Source organism: Pseudomonas chlororaphis subsp. aurantiaca, assembly GCF_013466605.1.
Lineage (GTDB): Bacteria > Pseudomonadota > Gammaproteobacteria > Pseudomonadales > Pseudomonadaceae > Aquipseudomonas > Aquipseudomonas chlororaphis_I.
The window spans coordinates 430,383-448,746 of sequence record NZ_CP059162.1; the positions used below are offsets into that span (position 1 = coordinate 430,383).

At 61.8% G+C, this 18,364-nt stretch carries 14 protein-coding genes and 2 pseudogenes; 6 read left to right on the plus strand and 10 right to left on the minus strand.

Annotated features, from left to right (window positions below; genetic code table 11):
• Positions 1 to 133 precede the first annotated feature (133 nt).
• Positions 134 to 355 (minus strand): annotated as a pseudogene (locus tag H0I86_RS01925) (MFS transporter); the annotation flags it as partial.
• Between the two features lie 239 nt (positions 356 to 594).
• On the opposite strand from H0I86_RS01925, the gene H0I86_RS01930 reads away from it, so the two are divergent.
• Positions 595 to 1,710 (plus strand): bifunctional transcriptional activator/DNA repair enzyme AdaA, encoded by a 1,116-nt coding sequence (locus H0I86_RS01930; RefSeq protein ID WP_180923738.1) that lies wholly within the window; start codon positions 595 to 597, stop codon positions 1,708 to 1,710.
• On the opposite strand, the gene H0I86_RS01935 is transcribed toward H0I86_RS01930, so the two are convergent.
• The 4 genes from H0I86_RS01935 to glnA form a co-directional block, all read right to left on the minus strand.
• Positions 1,682 to 2,197 carry a DUF4124 domain-containing protein gene (locus H0I86_RS01935; protein WP_180923740.1) on the minus strand — a complete coding sequence of 172 codons (516 nt, stop codon included), beginning with the start codon at positions 2,195 to 2,197 and terminating at the stop codon, positions 1,682 to 1,684. The two genes, H0I86_RS01930 and H0I86_RS01935, sit on opposite strands and share 29 nt — an antisense overlap.
• An 88-nt stretch (positions 2,198 to 2,285) precedes the next feature.
• Positions 2,286 to 2,828, minus strand: a complete 543-nt coding sequence (locus H0I86_RS01940) for a chorismate mutase (RefSeq protein ID WP_180923742.1) — start codon at positions 2,826 to 2,828, stop codon at positions 2,286 to 2,288.
• Between the two features lie 86 nt (positions 2,829 to 2,914).
• Positions 2,915 to 4,948: a toxin-antitoxin system YwqK family antitoxin gene (locus tag H0I86_RS01945; RefSeq protein WP_180923744.1), complete on the minus strand. Its 2,034-nt coding sequence runs from the start codon at positions 4,946 to 4,948 to the stop codon at positions 2,915 to 2,917.
• Positions 4,949 to 5,109: 161 nt separating this feature from the next.
• Positions 5,110 to 6,516 (minus strand): glutamate--ammonia ligase, encoded by a 1,407-nt coding sequence (glnA, locus tag H0I86_RS01950; RefSeq protein ID WP_007929953.1) that lies wholly within the window; start codon positions 6,514 to 6,516, stop codon positions 5,110 to 5,112.
• 330 nt (positions 6,517 to 6,846) lie between these two features.
• On the opposite strand from glnA, the gene thiI reads away from it, so the two are divergent.
• Positions 6,847 to 8,301 (plus strand): tRNA uracil 4-sulfurtransferase ThiI, encoded by a 1,455-nt coding sequence (gene thiI, locus H0I86_RS01955; RefSeq protein WP_180923746.1) that lies wholly within the window; start codon positions 6,847 to 6,849, stop codon positions 8,299 to 8,301.
• A gap of 139 nt (positions 8,302 to 8,440) precedes the next feature.
• A complete protein-coding gene (gene typA, locus H0I86_RS01960) occupies positions 8,441 to 10,261 on the plus strand; it encodes a translational GTPase TypA (protein WP_009046549.1) in 1,821 nt (606 codons plus the stop codon).
• A 243-nt stretch (positions 10,262 to 10,504) separates the two neighbouring features.
• Here the strand turns inward: typA and H0I86_RS01965 are convergent, their stop codons facing one another.
• On the minus strand, positions 10,505 to 10,948 hold the full coding sequence (locus tag H0I86_RS01965; protein ID WP_023970087.1) for a YkgJ family cysteine cluster protein: 444 nt from the start codon (positions 10,946 to 10,948) through the stop codon (positions 10,505 to 10,507).
• 264 nt (positions 10,949 to 11,212) lie between these two features.
• Between H0I86_RS01965 and H0I86_RS01970 the strand changes: the two genes are divergently transcribed.
• From H0I86_RS01970 to H0I86_RS01980, 3 genes are all read left to right on the plus strand, one after another.
• Positions 11,213 to 13,663, plus strand: a complete 2,451-nt coding sequence (locus H0I86_RS01970) for a glycogen/starch/alpha-glucan phosphorylase (protein WP_180923748.1) — start codon at positions 11,213 to 11,215, stop codon at positions 13,661 to 13,663.
• A 187-nt stretch (positions 13,664 to 13,850) separates the two neighbouring features.
• A complete protein-coding gene (locus H0I86_RS01975; RefSeq protein ID WP_009046552.1) occupies positions 13,851 to 14,861 on the plus strand; it encodes a class 1 fructose-bisphosphatase in 1,011 nt (336 codons plus the stop codon).
• Positions 14,862 to 14,864: 3 nt separating this feature from the next.
• The gene (locus H0I86_RS01980; protein ID WP_124314673.1) at positions 14,865 to 15,467 is read left to right on the plus strand and encodes a DUF924 family protein; all 603 of its coding nucleotides are present in this window, start codon (positions 14,865 to 14,867) and stop codon (positions 15,465 to 15,467) included.
• A 116-nt stretch (positions 15,468 to 15,583) separates the two neighbouring features.
• Here H0I86_RS01980 and H0I86_RS01985 read toward each other — a convergent pair whose 3' ends face one another.
• From H0I86_RS01985 to H0I86_RS32400, 4 genes and pseudogenes are all read right to left on the minus strand, one after another.
• Positions 15,584 to 15,916: a type II toxin-antitoxin system RelE/ParE family toxin gene (locus tag H0I86_RS01985; RefSeq protein ID WP_180923750.1), complete on the minus strand. Its 333-nt coding sequence runs from the start codon at positions 15,914 to 15,916 to the stop codon at positions 15,584 to 15,586.
• On the minus strand, positions 15,913 to 16,185 hold the full coding sequence (locus H0I86_RS01990) for a type II toxin-antitoxin system Phd/YefM family antitoxin (RefSeq protein ID WP_009046555.1): 273 nt from the start codon (positions 16,183 to 16,185) through the stop codon (positions 15,913 to 15,915). The genes H0I86_RS01985 and H0I86_RS01990 overlap by 4 nt, the downstream gene beginning before the upstream one ends.
• A 90-nt stretch (positions 16,186 to 16,275) precedes the next feature.
• Complete coding sequence (locus H0I86_RS32395) at positions 16,276 to 17,040, minus strand: methyl-accepting chemotaxis protein (protein ID WP_373369414.1); 765 nt, start codon at positions 17,038 to 17,040, stop codon at positions 16,276 to 16,278.
• Between the two features lie 141 nt (positions 17,041 to 17,181).
• A pseudogene (locus H0I86_RS32400) lies at positions 17,182 to 18,168 on the minus strand (cache domain-containing protein); the annotation flags it as partial.
• Positions 18,169 to 18,364: the final 196 nt, after the last annotated feature.

Below are 18,364 nucleotides of genomic sequence, written 5' to 3' on the forward strand. Positions count from 1 at the left end.
TGATGCACCAATATAGTGCGATTTATCCGAGGCTGCGCTAAAGAATGGCCAGATGCACGCCGGGCCGAAAATTTTCGGCGCACGCAAAAGGGCCCGCTTGCTGCGGGCCTGGAAGAATGCGGCGGATGGCGTCTCAGTGGGCGGGTTGGGCGTCCTTGTCGATACTCGGTGGCAGCGTCGCGGGATCCTCGATCGGCGGCGTGGCACGGGGTTCCCGGGCCAGTTCGTCGGCGTCCGCCTGTTCGGCGGTGGACAGGTCGGCGGCGTTGTGGTCGATGCGCTTGAGCAGCAGAAGCATGCATACCAGGGATACCAGGGCATAGCAGGCAGAGGCGATGGCCACGCCGACAATGCTTAACGATGGCGCGGCAGTGCTGCTGCTCGGCAGCTGCGAGATCGGCCCTGTGCGTGGGCGTTGGCCAGGGCGTGGCCATGGTGATCGAGCACGCCTGAGGCGGATCTACCGCTCGGCGTTGTTTCACGCCGGGCGCAAGGCGGGGGCACCGTTGGCGTATCAACGCCTGATTTGCGGCGGCATCCGTTGCGGCGCTGCTCTACAGTGCACAGACATTTCCTCTGGTGCTGGAGACGGCCATGGACAACGCCCCCTTGCTGTTCCAACTGCCCGACGACGACACCCTGTACCATGCCTTGCTCGAACGCGACCCGGCCTATGACGGGTTCGCCTTCGTCGGGGTCAAGAGCACGGGCGTGTTCTGTCGGCTGACCTGCGCGGCGCGCAAGCCCAAGCGCGAAAACACGGTGTTCTTCAGTTCGATCAAGGCCTGTGTCGAGGCGGGTTTTCGCGCCTGCCTGCGCTGCCGTCCGCTGGAGCAGACAGGTGCCCAGGAGCCGCTGGTCAAACAACTGCTGGCCTTGCTGGAACACAATGTCGACAAGCGCTGGTATGAAGGCGACCTGATCGAACTCGGCTTCGACCCTTCCACGGTGCGCCGGGCCTTCAAGCGTCACTTTGGCGTGACCTTCCTGGAAATGGCCCGGCTGCGGCGGATCGGCGAGGGCATGCAGCAACTGGCGGGCGGCGCCAGCGTGATCGATGCGCAGATCAGCGCCAGTTTCGATTCCGACAGCGGCTTTCGCAGTGCCTTCACCCGGCTGCTCGGCCAGCCACCGTCGAACCTGCGCGGCTGTGAACTGCTCAAGGCCGACTGGCTGCAAACCCCGATCGGCGTGATGCTGGCGGTGGCCGATGCGCAGGCCCTGCATCTGCTGGAGTTCTTCGACCGCCCGGCATTGGCCACTGAGCTGAAGCGTCTGCAAGAGAGCACCGGCTCGACCATCGGTTTCGGACGTTTTGCCCCCATCGACCAGATCGAGAGCGAATTGCGGCGATTTTTCGCCGGGGAGTCGGCAAGCTTTGCCACGCCGCTGGCGCTGAATGCTTCGGCCTTTACCCGCACGGTGTGGCAGGCCCTCAGGGCTATACCGCCAGGCACGACTCGCAGTTACGCCGAGGTGGCGACCAGCATAGGTTCGGCCTCCGCCGTGCGGGCCGTGGCCCGGGCCAATGGCGCCAACCAGATCGCCATCGTGATTGCCTGTCACCGGGTGATAGGTTCCGACGGCTCGCTCACCGGTTATGGCGGCGGCCTCTGGCGCAAACGTTGGTTGCTCGAACATGAGCGGCGCCTGTATTCGCAGATTCAGGCGCGACAAGCTCTCAGGGCCGATGAACCCGTTGCAGGGTGAAGGTCAATGGCGAGCTTTGCTGGATCACCCGCTCGCCATCGAGCACCTGCACCGCCAGGCGGTGCTCGCCGCGGTCGATGTTCACCAGTTGCAAGCTCGGCAGGTTGCCGGGCTGGCCGTACGGCTGGTCGTCCAACAGCAGGCGCAGGCGATGCTCGTTGAGCAGGGGCGGTTGCAGGCGCACCTCGACCTTGAAGGTGCCGTTATTGGCGCGCACCACACCACCATCCGGCACGCCACTCAGCTCCAGGGTGGTGTAGGCCGGTGCGCGGGTGGGTGGCGTCTGCGTTGGTTCGACGCCGGGCGGTGTGAGCGGCCTGGGCGCCTCGATGCGGTTCAGCGGCGCCAGCTCGACGGCCTGGCCGGGCACGCCGGCCGGCGGCTGGTCGCTGTAGGCGGTGTTGCCGTGGGCATCGGTGTAGCGGTAGATCTGCGCGGCGGCCGGCAGGGCGGCCAGCAACAGCAGGTAGAGGCAGTGCACACGCATGGCGGCTTTCCTGGGCGCTGGGGGCGGCGGCTTCAAGGATGGAAGTGCCTCCAGCATAGAGCCGCGGAGCGGGCCCGGGTTCGCCCCTTCAACCTTTGAACACACAAAGCTCGGCGGTGGCGCGGATCAGCGCCAGTTGGCGCAGTGGTGCCCGATCACCTTCGTGGGTGGCCTGGGCCAGCCATTGTGGGCACTGCGGGTCATTGCGGTGGGGGCTGAAATCCGCCAGTTGCTGCAGCAGGCGTTTTTGTAACCGATCAAGTTGCGGGCGGATCTGCCCCACCAAATCCGGGCGCGGGGCGTCCGGTGCCTGGCCTTGCAAGGTCCACTCGGACAGGTGGGCGTACTGCAGCAGCTTGTTGGCCTCGATCTGCGCGGCAAAGAACTGTTCCACCGCCGCGCCGTCGAGTTTGTAGGCCGGCGCCTGGGCCACCGCGCCGGCAATCACCTCACGCTCGCGCGGGCGGTCTTCCACCGGTTTGTGGCTGTCCCATTTGCTCAGGGCCACCTGGTCGGCGATGGCCAGGCGTTCTTCGATGCTGGCCAACAGAGGGCTGAGGGTGGCAGGGGCGGCGCAGGCATTGCCGGCCAGCAACAGGGTCAACAGGGCAAGGCAGAATCGCGAAGTCATGGGCGGTCTCGGCTTCTTGGGGACAAGTCGGCGGCCATGATGCACGCAAAACCGCAGTGCCTGGCAAGCGCCGGGCACAAGATGGGTCATTGGCCGGCCGCGGCAGTCGCGGGCGCCCCGCAATTGGTCGGGCTGGAAGAGAGTCGCTTGCCGCTTTCGTCATAGACGATCCGGCAGGCGCTCAAACCGTTGTCGATCAGCTCGCGGCTCTTGATCGCGCCGTTGCGGTGATAGCACAGCTGTTCGCCGGTCAGTTGGCCGTCGGACTCATGACTTTTCACCTGTTGCTGATTGATGGTCATCCAGGTGAAACCCACCGAGTTTTTCTGGCACTCGATCTGCCCATTGTCGTAGTAGGTGCGCTGAGTGATCTGGTCATTGTCGCCGATGATCTTCTCGCGGATCTTTTGGCCTGTTTCATAGTTGTACTCGATGGAGCCTTGGGGGCTGCCAAAGAGAAAGTCCGTTTCCCAGGACAGCTTTCCGTGGGTGAACCGCCGTTGTTTTCCACAGCGTTCGACGGTTGAGCCGAGCTTGTCGAAGCGGCACCAGTTGGCTTCCTCATAAAGCACTCCATCCTGATCGTACTGTTTCATCAGGCCGACAAAGTGCCCTCCCTCGAAGCGTCCGACCGTGGCCGGCGTACCGTCGCGCAGGAAGGTCAGGTGAGGGCCTTCGTACCGATCGTTGTGCCAGGAAATATCGCTGATCAGCTTGCCGTCTTCGCTGTAACCCAGTGAGCGGCCTTCCCGTTTGCCATTCTCATATTGCTGCGAGTACTGCAGGTTGCCGCTGGGGCTATAGCCTTCGCGGGTACCGGACAGCACATCTGCCTTGTAATGCTCGATCAGGACCAGCACGCCGTTGGCGTCGGTTTCGCGCAACTCGCCGTCTTTTTTATCGGCGACGAAGTTCACGCTCTGGTTATGGCTCTTGTCTGTCTTGAGTATCCACGGGCCGCTTTTCAGGCCGTTCTCGAAGCTGCCGCGACCTGCTTGGGTCACCCATGGTCCTTCGCGTTTGTTGTTGCGGTAGCTGCCGCTCTCCGTGGAGCCGTCCACCTTCTCTTCGCTCGGGCCGTTGAGCACGCTGTGGACATAGGTCTGGAAGCCAGTGACAGCGGGCTCGCCTCCTTCGTCGTAGGACAGCACCCAGCGTCCCTCACGCAGATCGTCCCGATACTCGCCGGTAGCGGTTTGCCAGCCGTAGGACTCAGTCCACTGGCCTTGGCGTTTGCCATCGACAAAACGGCCGTGGGTCCAGCCTTCGTCTGGGTTGGAAAAACTCCATTCGCCGGTGCGTTGGCCGTGGGCATAGGCACCCTGGGCGATGACGGCACCGCCGAAACAGGAGTACTCCACGTAGGCCCCGTCCTCGCTGCCAGTGAAGCGCTGCGGCTCGGTCTCCCAGGCGATGCGGCTGGCCCGGTAGTTGTACAGCAGGGGCTCGCCCTCCAGCGCAGGTGCTTCGCCGCGCCAGTAGGTGGCGGTGAGAAAGCGTCCGTTCTTTTCGGTGAAGGTCTTTTTGTAGCGGTACTGGTCGGCTCCGGGCGGATTGGCGGTGATGGGCTGCCCGTTAGCGTCGAAATAACCCACCAGGGTGCCGGCCGAATGGTCGATCTGGTCGAATTCGTCGATACCCGAGTCTTCGTAGAAGTAGCTGTAGTTCAGCGGTGTCAGCTGGCGCAGGGCCTGTTTCACCGTCGAGGCATCGAGTTTTTTCCGGTCTTTGGCGATGCGTTCCAGGGCGGGCTGTAGCTTGTCCAGGCGCCGGTAGAGGCGGTCGTTTTCGTCATAACGGTAGGCATGCACGCGATACTGGCCGCTCTGCTTGAACAGCACCAGGCGGGTCAGGGACTCATCATCCAGGGCGATGTTGAACACCGACTCGATGGTTGCATCGCCGAAGTCGTCCAGCAGCTGCGGCTGGCCCTCGTCCGGGTCGACCGAGTAATAACCTTTGACGCTGCCGGCCTGCTTGATAAAGGCCAGGGTCGCCTGGCTTTCCGCCAGGCCGGTGATCAGCGGGTGGGCCAGGGATTTGTCGGCATAGAAAGGAGCGGCCTGGGTGCTGCCGAACGCCAGGCAGGCGATCAGGCCGAGAGAACGAGTCCACTGCATACGAATCCCTTCGTCGAGGCGCCGGACAGAGGGCGCGAGAGGCGCGGATTATCCATGGATGAATAGCCCGGGGGAATGCTCCGGGGCGATGGGCGGGCAATAAAAAAGGCCTCCCGAGGGAGGCCTTTTCTTGTCACGCCGCGTGGGGCGGCGCTACCGGATCAGCAGCTGTAGTACAGCTCGTATTCCAGTGGGTGTACGAAGGTACGAACCTTGATTTCTTCTTCGCTTTTCAGGGCGATGTAAGCGTCGATGAAGTCGTCGCTGAAAACGCCGCCTTTGGTCAGGAACGCACGACCTTTGTCCAGCTCTTCCAGGGCTTCTTTCAGGCTGCCGCAAACTTGTGGGATCTCTTTCGCCTCTTCAGGCGGCAGGTCGTACAGGTTTTTGTCAGCCGCGTCGCCAGGGTGGATCTTGTTCTGGATACCGTCCAGGCCAGCCATCAGCAGGGCAGCGAAGGCCAGGTATGGGTTGGCAGCCGGATCCGGGAAGCGTGCTTCGATACGGCGGGCTTTAGGGCTCGACACGTAAGGGATACGGATCGAAGCGGAACGGTTGCGAGCCGAGTAGGCCAGCATCACTGGAGCTTCGAAGCCTGGTACCAGACGCTTGTAGGAGTTGGTCGAAGGGTTGGTGAAACCGTTCAGGGCCTTACCGTGCTTGATGATGCCGCCGATGAAGTACAGGGCGGTGTCGGACAGGCCGGCATAACCTTCGCCAGCGAAGGTGTTCTTGCCATCCTTGGAGATGGACATGTGCACGTGCATACCCGAGCCGTTGTCGCCGTACAGAGGCTTGGGCATGAAGGTAGCGGTGCGGCCGTAGGCATCGGCCACGTTGTGTACGCAGTACTTCAGGGTCTGAACTTCGTCGCCCTTGTTGACCAGGGTGTTGAACTTCACGCCGATTTCGTTCTGGCCGGCAGTCGCCACTTCGTGGTGGTGAACTTCGATGACCAGGCCCATTTCTTCCATGGCATTACACATGGAGGTACGGATCTCGTGGTCGTGGTCGAACGGAGGAACCGGGAAGTAGCCGCCTTTGACGCCTGGACGGTGGCCTTTGTTGCCGCCTTCCACGTCCTGGTCGGACATCCACGAGCCTTGCTCGGAGAAGATCTTGAACATGGAGCCGGAGATGTCGGACTTGAACTTCACTTCGTCGAAGATGAAGAACTCAGGCTCTGGGCCTACGAATACGGTGTCGCCGATACCGGTGGACTTCAGGTACTCCTCGGCACGCTTGGCGATGGCGCGTGGGTCGCGATCGTAGCCCTGCATGGTCGAAGGTTCGATGATGTCGCAGACCAGGATCAGGGTCGGCTCTTCGGTGAACGGGTCCAGGACGGCGGTTTCGTCAACCGGCATCAGGATCATGTCGGAGGCTTCGATGCCTTTCCAGCCAGCGATGGAGGAACCGTCGAACATTTTGCCGATTTCGAAGAAATCGTCATCCAGCGCATCACGGGCCGGCATGGTCACGTGGTGCTGAGTGCCTTTGGTGTCAGTGAAGCGCAGATCAATCCATTTGACGTCATGATCTTTGATGAGTTGAACCGACTTCGACATAGTGTCCTCCGGGTGGCTTCGGGCGAGTGTTGGTGTGCCCTTAGAATGTGGGTGATGCCGGCGCAGATACTCTGCCATGGCAACCTGCCTCACAAGGGAGCAAATTGCATGCCAGTGCCCTGAGTTGGGTTTTATGCCCCAAACTCACGCATTCCGGGCGCTATTGGGGCCAGATTGGCAAACTGACGCACCGCAATGTTGCGTTTTTATCCGGCGACGACCCGTTTTAGTGCACGAAAAACCGGGTGCACATTAATTGGTTAAACCTTGAGCAATTTCCGCTATAATCCGCGCCCCCCTTTTTCGGCTGGCCCAGCGCGCGCTGTTTTCATGAAACTAATCGTTAAAGTTTTCCCGGAAATCACCATCAAGAGCCGCCCGGTACGGACGCGTTTCATCCGTCAGTTGGCCAAGAACATCCGTGCCGTGCTCCGCGATCTGGACCCGGCCGTGGTGGTCAATGGTGTGTGGGACAACCTCGAGCTGGAAACCGCCGTCAGCGAGCCGAAAGCCTTGAAGGAGATGACCGAGCGCCTGAGCTGCATGCCGGGCATCGCGCATTTCCTGCAGGTCGATGAATACCCGCTGGGCGACTTCGACGACATAGTCGCCAAGTGCAAGCAGCACTTTGGCGAGGCCCTGGCGGGGAAAGTTTTCGCCGTGCGCTGCAAGCGCGCCGGCAAGCACCCATTCAGCTCCATGGACGTGGAAAAATACGTCGGCAGCCAACTGCGTCGGCAGTGCGGTGCCGCCGGAATTTCCCTGAAAGAGCCGGAAATCGAAGTGCGGATGGAAATTCGCGACCAACGGTTGTTCGTGATCCACAGCCAGCACAACAGCATCGGCGGTTATCCGCTGGGCGCCCTGGAACAGACCCTGGTTTTGATGTCCGGCGGTTTCGATTCCACCGTGGCGGCCTACCAGATCATGCGTCGCGGCCTGATGAGCCACTTCTGCTTCTTCAACCTGGGCGGGCGTGCCCACGAATTGGGCGTGATGGAAGTCGCGCACTATATCTGGAAGAAGTACGGCAGCTCCCAGCGCGTGCTGTTCGTCAGCGTGCCGTTCGAGGAAGTGCTCGGCGAAATCCTCGGCAAAGTCGACAACAGTCATATGGGCGTCATTTTGAAGCGTATGATGTTGCGTGCCGCGTCGAGTATCGCCGACCGCCTGCACATCGATGCGCTGGTCACCGGCGAGGCGATTTCCCAGGTGTCGAGCCAGACCCTGCCGAACCTCTCCGTCATCGACTGCGTGACCGACAAGCTGGTGCTGCGCCCGCTGATCGCCAGCCACAAGCAGGACATCATCGACCTGGCCAACGAAATCGGCACCGCCGACTTCGCCAAGCACATGCCGGAGTACTGCGGGGTCATCTCGGTGAACCCCAAGACCCACGCCAAGCGCCATCGCGTGGAGCATGAAGAGAAAGAATTCGACATGGCGGTGCTCGAGCGTGCGATCGAGCGGGCCAAGCTGGTGCCGATCGATCGGGTGATCGACGAACTGGGCCAGGATTTGCAGATCGAAGAAGTCAGCGAGGCGCTGGCCGGTCAGATCGTGATCGACATCCGTCATCCGGATGCTCAGGAAGACGACCCGCTTACGCTTTCTGGCATCGAGATAAAAGCGCTGCCGTTCTATGCATTGAATGCACGCTTCAAGGAACTGGACCCTACTCGCCAGTACCTGCTGTATTGCGACAAAGGCGTCATGAGTCGCCTGCATGCTCACCATCTGCTCAGTGAGGGACATGCCAATGTGCGCGTTTATAGACCGAGCTAAGTGCCCGGGGCTGTTTGCCTGTGGCTTGCGTCACCGGCCCCCCGACGCCACCGTCAAGCTGTAACGGCCTTGCCGGACTCTATTGTTAATCGCTGCCAGCAGTTGTCAGCACACCGAATCCTCTGATCGAGATACACAAGTGATCGAAAATCTACGCAACATCGCCATCATTGCTCACGTTGACCACGGTAAAACCACCCTGGTAGACAAACTCCTGCGTCAATCCGGCACCCTGGAGCGCAACGAGCTCAACGACGAGCGCGTGATGGACTCCAACGACCAGGAAAAAGAGCGCGGTATTACCATCCTGGCCAAAAACACCGCCATCAACTGGAACGGCTACCACATCAACATCGTGGACACCCCGGGCCACGCCGACTTCGGTGGCGAAGTCGAGCGCGTAATGTCGATGGTCGACTCCGTTCTGCTGCTGGTCGACGCCCAAGACGGCCCTATGCCGCAAACCCGTTTCGTGACCAAGAAGGCTTTCGAAGCCGGCCTGCGTCCGATCGTGGTGATCAACAAGGTCGACCGTCCAGGCGCGCGTCCTGACTGGGTTCTGGACCAGATCTTCGACCTGTTCGACAACCTGGGTGCCACCGAAGAACAGCTGGACTTCAAAGTCGTCTACGCCTCGGCCCTGAACGGCATTGCCGGTCTGGACCACACCGACATGGCCGAAGACATGACCCCGCTGTACCAGTCGATCGTCGACAACGTTCCGGCTCCGGCCGTTGACCGTGACGGTCCGTTCCAGATGCAGATCTCCGCTCTGGACTACAACAGCTTCCTGGGTGTGATCGGCGTTGGCCGTATCGCTCGCGGTCGCGTCAAGCCGAACACTCCGGTCGTCGCTATCGACACCGAAGGCAAGAAGCGCAACGGCCGTATCCTGAAGCTGATGGGTCACCACGGCCTGCACCGTGTGGACGTTGAAGAAGCCGCTGCCGGCGACATCGTCTGCATCAGCGGTTTCGACGAGCTGTTCATCTCCGACACCCTGTGCGATCCGACCGCGGTCGAAGCGATGAAGCCGCTGACCGTCGACGAGCCGACCGTTTCCATGACCTTCCAGGTCAACGACTCGCCATTCTGCGGTAAAGAAGGCAAGTTCGTGACAAGCCGTAACATCAAGGAACGTCTGGACAAAGAGCTGCTGTACAACGTTGCACTGCGCGTTGAAGAAGGCGACTCGGCCGACAAGTTCAAGGTTTCCGGTCGTGGTGAGCTGCACCTGTCGGTACTGATCGAAACCATGCGTCGCGAAGGTTTCGAAATGGGCGTGGGCCGTCCTGAAGTGATCATCCGTGAAGTCGACGGCGTGAAGCAGGAACCGTTCGAAAACGTCACCATCGACATCCCTGAAGAATCCCAGGGCAAGGTCATGGAAGAAATGGGCCTGCGTAAGGGCGACCTGAGCAACATGGTTCCGGATGGCAAGGGCCGTGTACGCCTGGAATACAACATTCCAGCCCGTGGTCTGATCGGTTTCCGTAACCAGTTCCTGACCCTGACCAACGGTGCAGGCATCCTGACCTCGATCTTCGATCGCTACGCTCCGATGAAGTCCGGCCACATGTCCGGTCGTCAGAACGGCGTACTGGTTTCGGTCGAGACCGGCAAGGCGCTGACCTACTCCCTGGAAACCCTGCAGGCGCGCGGCAAGCTGTTCGTCGAGCACGGCCAGGAAATCTACAACGGTCAGATCGTTGGTCTGAACAGCCGTGACAACGACCTGGGTGTGAACCCAACCAAAGGCAAGAAGCTCGACAACATGCGTGCTTCGGGCAAGGACGAAACCATCGCCCTGGTTCCGCCGGTTCGTTTCACCCTGGAACAGGCTCTGGAATTCATCCAGGACGACGAGCTGTGTGAAGTGACTCCTAAGTCCATCCGTCTTCGCAAGAAGATCCTGGACGAAGGCGAGCGTACCCGCGCTGCCAAGAAAGCCAAGAACTGATCCTTTAGTTCAGGCTGAATAAAAACGCCCCCGGTCGAAAGGCCGGGGGCGTTTTTTTTTTGATCTGCGAAAAAGCTCGGATCCTGTAGCCGCTGCCGAGCCTGCGAGGCTGCGATCGACCGCGTAGCGGTCGTAAAACGGTAGATCTGAAATCCTGCGGTGGCCCGTATTGCGGCTGCTTTGCAGCCGATCGCAGCCTCGCTGGGGCTCGGCAGCGGCTATGGGGGGGCTACAGGTCGGGGCTCAGAAGCGTTCCAGGGTCCGGCTGCTGGTGTTGGTCGGGCGCTCGACCGGCTTGGGCTTGTACGCGCAATAGCCCGGGCGCGGGCCGATCTTCGGGTGGTTGCGGCAGGTGTCCGGGCGCTTGTCATAAATGGTGCACAGGCGGCTCTTACGATCCAGATACAGGCAGTCGTTGTTACTCATGCGCTGTAGGGTGAAGATCTCGGACTTCTGGTTGTAGCGCTCGACGATGCCTTCCTTCTGCAGGCGCTTGGCAATGTTCTTCGCCGGCTCGCCGCGCTCGAATTCGTCGACGATGCCGATGCGGATCAGATCCTTTATCTTGACCTCCACCGGCAGGGTGCAGCAGCTGGACATGCAGGAGCCGCACATGGGCGCGGAATACTTGGCCCAGGTATCGAGTCGGTCGATTTCCGCGGCGGCGATCAGGTTGGACTTCATCAGGCTTGTTTCCAGCGTGTGTATCAGGGCGCGCGATCATACCGGTACTGGTGGATTTCTGAACAACCGTTTAACGGAATTTACGCCTGCCCACGGGGATTGCAGGGTCGGCACGGCATCTGCATCATTTTTACCCGCTGCCGCGGGAGACGCCGCTTCTGTTCGGGCAATTGCAAGACGCACCGAACCAGAGCCTTTGGCTCCTGTCAGACCGACTAGGCTCAGACAACTCCATGCTCACTGTCTATCTCGCTCGAGGTCGTATTCATGACTCAGGAACTGCAAGTTCGTGACGCTGAGGTGGCCGCTTTTCGCGATGCCGTCCTGACCAAACTCACCTACGCGGTGGGCAAAGACCCGGACCACGCTTTCGACCATGACTGGTTCGAAGCCATCGCCCTGGCGGCGCGCGATCACATGGTCGAGCACTGGATGGACCACACGCGGCAGATCTACCGCAAAGGCCAGAAACGCGTTTATTACCTTTCCCTGGAATTCCTCATCGGCCGCCTGCTCTACGACAGCCTGAGCAACCTCGGGCTGCTGGACGTGGCGCGCGATGCGCTGAGCGACCTTGGGGTCGATATGGAACGCATCCGCCTGCTGGAACCGGATGCGGCGCTGGGCAATGGCGGTCTCGGCCGCCTGGCGGCGTGCTTCATGGAAAGCATGTCGACCCTGGGCATCGCCGGCCACGGCTACGGCATCCGTTATGAACACGGCTTGTTCCGCCAGGCCATAGTCGATGGCTGGCAGCAGGAGCAGACCGAGCACTGGCTGGACTTCGGCAACCCCTGGGAGTTCGAGCGCCCGGAAGTGATCTATTCGATCGGCTTCGGTGGCAGCGTCGAGACCGTCACCGACGAGGCTGGTCATACGCGGCAAGTCTGGTGGCCTGCGGAAACCGTGCGCGCGGTGGCTTACGATACGCCGGTAGTCGGCTGGCGTGGCGCCAGCGTCAACACCCTGCGCCTGTGGCGGGCGCGAGCCATGGAAGACCTGCACCTGGAACGCTTCAATGCCGGCGACCACCTCGGCGCGGTGGCCGAGGTGGCCCGCGCCGAGAGTATCTCGCGGGTGCTCTACCCGGCGGACAGCACCGAAGCCGGCCAGGAGCTGCGCCTGCGCCAGGAGTACTTCTTCGTTTCCGCGTCCTTGCAGGACTTGCTGCGCCGGCACAAGAACATGCACGACTCGGTGCTCAGCCTCGGCGAGCATGCGGCGATCCAGCTCAACGACACCCACCCGTCGATCGCCGTGGCCGAACTGATGCGCCAGCTGGTGGACCTGCACGGCATCGCCTGGGAAGCGGCCTGGCAGATCACCGTCGAGACCCTGGCCTACACTAACCACACGCTGCTGCCCGAGGCCCTGGAAACCTGGCCGGTGGGCCTGATGGAACGCATGCTGCCGCGGCACATGCAGATCATTTACCTGATCAACGCCCAGCACATCGATTCGCTGCGGGCCAAGGGCATTCACGACTTCGACGTGCTGCGTGCGGTGTCGCTGATCGAAGAGGACAACGGGCGTCGCGTGCGCATGGGCAACCTGGCGTTTCTCGGTTCCCACAGCGTCAACGGCGTGTCCGGCCTGCACACCCAGCTGATGCGCAGCACGGTGTTCTCCGAGTTGCACAAGCTGTATCCGGAGCGGATCAACAACAAGACCAACGGCATCACCTTCCGCCGCTGGCTGTACCAGGCCAACCCCAAGCTGACGGCGATGCTGGTCGAGGCCGTCGGCCCTGAGGTGCTGGACAACCCCGAGGAGCTGTTGCTCAAGCTCGAACCCTTCGCCGAGAAGTCGGCCTTTCGCAAGCAGTTCGCCGAGCAGCGCCTGCACAGCAAGCGCGCGCTGGCGGCGATCATCCATGAGCGCCTGGGCATCGCGGTCAATCCGGCGGCGCTGTTCGACGTGCAGGTCAAACGGATCCATGAGTACAAGCGCCAGTTGCTCAACCTGATGCACACGGTGGCGCTGTACCAGGCCATCCGCGCCGAGCCGGAAATCGACTGGGTGCCGCGGGTGAAGATCTTCGCCGGCAAGGCCGCGGCCAGTTATCACCAGGCCAAGCTGATCATCAAGCTGAGCAACGACATCGCCCGCACCGTGAACAACGATCCGACTGTGCGTGGCCTGCTCAAGGTGGTGTTCCTGCCCAACTACAACGTCAGCCTGGCCGAAAGCATCATCCCGGCGGCCGACCTGTCGGAGCAGATTTCCACTGCCGGCTTCGAGGCCTCGGGCACCAGCAACATGAAATTCGGCCTCAACGGCGCCCTGACCATCGGCACCCTGGACGGCGCCAACGTCGAGATGTGCGAGCGGGTCGGCGCCGAGCACATGTTCATCTTCGGCCTCAGCGCCCAGCAGGTGGAGGCGCGCAAACGCAACGGCGAGTTCAGCGCGGTGCCGGACATCGCCGCCTCCCATCGTCTCAACGATGTGCTGCAGGCGATTCGTGGCGGAGTGTTCTCGCCGGACGATCCGGCCCGCTATACCGGCCTTATCGATTCGCTGGTCGACTATGACCGCTTCCACGTGTGCGCCGATTTCGATTCCTACTGGAATGCCCAGCTGCATGTCGAGGAGCGCTGGCGCGACAGCAATCATTGGTGGCATTCGGCGGTGCTCAACTGCGCGCGCATGGGCTGGTTCTCTTCGGACCGGACCATTCGCGAGTACGCCACGGAGATCTGGAAGGCTCTGGAATAGGCTGTTCATCGGCCCCGTAGTGTCGCAAGGGCGCAGCCTGCGCCAGCGGCTACGGGGCGGATTTCGGGCTACGCTCGACCCCATGCATGAACTCTCTGTGGCGGATCTCGTCTCATAGGAGGAAATGCACCCCGACTCGCGTTAAACTGCGCGGGTTTTTTAGCCCCCCATTCCTCCGGAGCCTTCCATGTCCCGCGTTACCCTGAGTCGCTATTTGATTGAGCAGACCCGCAGCAACAACACTCCTGCCGATCTGCGCTTCCTGATCGAAGTGGTGGCGCGTGCCTGCAAGGAGATCAGCCACGCCGTGTCCAAAGGCGCCCTCGGCGGGGTCCTGGGCAGCATGGGCACTGAAAACGTCCAAGGCGAAGTGCAGAAGAAGCTCGACGTGCTCTCCAACGAGATCCTGCTCGAAGCCAACGAATGGGGCGGCCACCTGGCCGGCATGGCGTCCGAGGAAATGGACAACGCCTACCAGATCCCGGGCAAATACCCGAAAGGCGCCTACCTGCTGGTGTTCGACCCACTGGACGGTTCGTCCAACATCGACATCAACGCGCCGGTCGGCACCATCTTCTCCGTGCTGCGTTGCCCGAACGAGCACCTGAGCCAGAACGAAGCCCTGAACGAAAAGGCCTTCCTGCAACCAGGCACCCAGCAGGTAGCCGCCGGCTATGCCATCTACGGCCCGCAGACCATGCTGGTGCTGACCCTGGGCGATGGCGTCAAGGGCTTTACCCTGGACCGTGAAATGGGCAGCTTCGTGCTGACCCACGAAGACCTGACCATTCCTGAGAGCACCCAGGAATTCGCCATCAACATGTCCAACCAGCGTCACTGGGAAGCGCCGGTCGCGCGCTACGTGAGCGAGCTGATGGCCGGCGAGGAGGGTCCGCTGAAGAAGAACTTCAACATGCGCTGGGTCGCCGCGATGGTCGCCGACGTGCACCGCATCCTGACCCGTGGTGGCGTGTTCATGTACCCACGCGACAGCCGCGAGCCATCGAAGCCGGGCAAACTGCGCCTGATGTACGAAGCCAACCCGATGTCGTTCCTGGTTGAACAGGCGGGCGGCGCAGCCACCGATGGCCACCAGCGCATTCTCGACATCCAGCCTGAAGGCCTGCACCAGCGCGTAGCGGTGTTCCTCGGCTCGAAGGAAGAAGTCGCCCGCGTCACCGCCTACCACAAGGAATAAATCATGGCCGCGCCCTGGCAGCCCCTGCTCGACTGGTGGTTCGGCTCTGCCGAGAAACCTGCGGACATCGTCGCTGAAAAGGGCAAGCTGTGGTTTGGCAAGCGCGACAGCCAGGACCTCGAGGCGCGCGAGCGTTTCGGGGATCTGGTGGAGCAGGCCTTGGCCGACGGATTGACCGAGTGGGCGCAACGCCCGCAAGGCTGGCTGGCCCTGGTGCTGCTGCTCGACCAGCTACCGCGCATGCTGTATCGCGAAACCCCCAAGAGCTTTGCCGGCGACCTGCGTGCCCAGGCGCTGGTGGCCCAGGGCATCGCCGCGGATTTCGACCGGCAACTGCCCGCGACGCAGCGCAGCTTCATCTACCTGGTGTTCGAGCATTGCGAGAACCTGGCGGTGCAGAACGAAGCAATCTCCCGGTTCGCCGCGTTGCACGACGAACAGCCGCCGGAAGATCGACCGGTGTTCGCCGACCAGCTGGACTACGCCGAACGGCATCGGAAAATCATCGCCCGCTTCGGGCGCTTCCCTCATCGCAACCGGATTCTCGGGCGTGAATCGACGCCGGAGGAACTGGCATTCCTGCGCGAACCGGGTTCCAGCTTCTAAATCTGCTGAGCGGTATCAAAAGCTATCGCGGGCAAGCCTTGCTCCTACGGACGCATGCGCGCATCTATAGGAGCGGCCGGTCGACGCTCGATTGCCAGCGATAGGGCCTCAAAACCTTAACGCCTGGCTCGCAGCAACCGCTTCATCAGCAAGCTTTGCAGGTCCCGGCGGGTGTCGGCGATGACATGGATGTAGACGGTGGCGTCCCGTACTTCATAGATGATTCGATTCATTCCCGAGAGTACCTGCCGGTAGTGGCCGATATGCAGTTGTTCGAGTTCTTCGGGAATCACCCCGGCATAGGGCAGGGTGGCCAGTTGGCGAATGGCCTGTTTCAGGCTGCTGTAGCTGCTTTGCCAGGTCGGGGTGGAGAACCGCTGGGTGAGGTAGGTGCGCAACTCGATGAGGTCGGTTTCCGCCGAATGCAGAAGCACCACCTTGAACGTCACGGCTGATCGGCCTGGTCCAGGTCGGCGAACACGTCCTCCGCATCGCGGAATTGGCCTTCATCGATCTCGCGATTGCCGAGGGCGAGGATCTTCAGCAGCGCCATGGTTTCTTCCTGTTGCTCGAAGCTTTTCACATCCATGACCACCAGTTTTGCCTCGCCATTCTGGGTAATGACCATGGGCTCACGGCTTTCGGTGATGGTCTTGACGATCTCGGCGGTGTGGCTTTTCAGGTAGCTGATCGGTTTGATCTGAGAGGAAAGCTTCATGGGAGCATCTCGTCTGGGGAAGCAGGACTGAGTTTAGTCTTTATTCAGTCCTGTGTGCGTCGTCCCAGACGAGTTGAGTGTTGCCGATCGTTAAATCCGGAAGCTGCCCACCAGATGCGTCAACCGCGCCGCTTGCTGCTCCAGGTCGGCGCAGGCGCGCAGGGTCGATTGCAGGTTTTCCACGCCTTCCTGGTTCAGGGTGTTGATCTCGGTGATGTCGACGTTGATCGACTCGACCACGGCGGTCTGTTCCTCGGTGGCGGTGGCCACGGACTGGTTCATGCCGTCGATCTCGCCGATGCGCTGGGTCACGCTGCCCAGGCGCTGACCGGCCTGGTTGGCGATGCCGACGCTGCTTGCGCTCTCGCGCTGGCTTTCGGTCATGGTGTTCACCGCCTGGCGGGCGCCGACCTGCAGTTCCTCGATCATCTTCTGCACTTGCTGCGCCGAGTCCTGGGTGCGGTGGGCGAGGTTGCGCACCTCGTCGGCGACCACCGCGAAACCGCGCCCGGCCTCACCCGCCCGCGCCGCTTCGATGGCGGCGTTGAGGGCCAGCAGGTTGGTCTGCTGGGAGATGCTGGTGATGACTTCGAGGATCTGCCCGATGTTCACCGTGTTGCTGTTCAGCGTCTCGATGTTGCCGCAGGAGTCGCTGATCTTCGCCGACAGCTGCTGCATGGCGGCGATGGTCTGGTCCACCACGGCCTGGCCTTCGCTGGCCAGGTTGCGCGCATCGCTGGAGTGTTGCGACGCCAGGGCGGCGTTCTGGGCGATTTCCTGGGCGGCGGCGCCGAGCTGGTTGATGGCCGCGGCGACGCTGCTGGTGCGCGAGGCCTGCTGGTCGGAGTTGAGCATCGACGAGTTCGAGGCGCTGACCACCCGCAGGGCGACCTCGTTGACCTGGCCGGTGGCCGAGGCGACTTCGCGGATCGAGCCGTGAACCCGTTCGACGAAGCGGTTGAACGACGCGCCCAGGGTGCCGAACTCGTCGTGGCCATGGATGGTCAGGCGCTTGGTCAGGTCGCCTTCGCCCTCGGCGATGTCGTGCATGGCGCGGCCCATCAGGTGCAGCGGCTGCATCAGCACGCGGATCAACATGCCCAGCAGGCTGATGATGATCACCACGGCAATGAGCATGGCGATGATGGCCGAGGTGCGGAATTCGCTGAGCATCGAGAACGCGGTGTCCTTGTCCAGCACCAGCGCCACGTACCAATCCGCCGCTGGCACGCCGTTGACCCGGGTGAAGGAGATGAACTGAGTCTTGCCGTCCAGCTCGACTTCCTTCAGGCCCAGGCTGACCTGAGGGGCACCATTGGGGTAGGCGTCGCTGAGGTTCTTGAGCACCAGCTTGCTGTCCGGGTGGATCAGGATCTTGCCGCCGGCGCTGACGATGAACGCCTGGCCATGACCGCCGAAGTTCAGCGAGTTGATGATGGCGCTGACGTTGGACAGGTCGATGTCCGCCCCGGCGACGCCGATGAAGCTGCCCTGGTGCTGGACCGGGGTGGCGATGGTGATCACCAGCTTGCCGGAAGAGGCGGCGATGTAGGGTTCGGTGACGATGGTCTGCTGGGCCGCGCTGGCCGCCTTGTACCAGCCGCGGGTGCGTGGGTCGTAGTCAGGCGCGCGGTTGCCCGCCGGGACCGAGAACATCGCGCCGTCCTGGCCGCCGAAGTAGCTGAGCTGGAAGTTGCTGGCGTAGGCGGGGAGGCCGACGCTGCGTTTCAGGTCGTCGGCGCCGCTGCCGTCCACGGCGATCTGCTGGGCCAGGGTGTGCAGCAACTGGATGCGGCTTTCCAGCCAGGTCTGGATGTTGCTGCTGGTCAGGCTGCCGAGTTCCTGCATGGAGGATTCGTTGCTGCTGCGCAGGGCCTCGCGCTGTCGATAGTCGTTGAACAGGATAAAACAGGCGAACGCAACGGCGACCACAAGAGCGGCGGCAAGCAGGATCTTATGGCTGAATTTCATGTTTCTGGTCATTAAGTGAACTACCGCGAGAGGGTGGTCAGCGAGGGGGCGTCAATTTGCCATAACGGCGGCTTTTGCGCTGCTTTTATGTCGACTGGCCATCAGTAAAGATGAGGGGCGTCGAAGCCTGTCCGACGAAATGTCTTGGGCCGTCGCAAAGTGGTTGATTCGGGAGGAATGCTGGGCGCTGCGTCACAATAAATAGCCG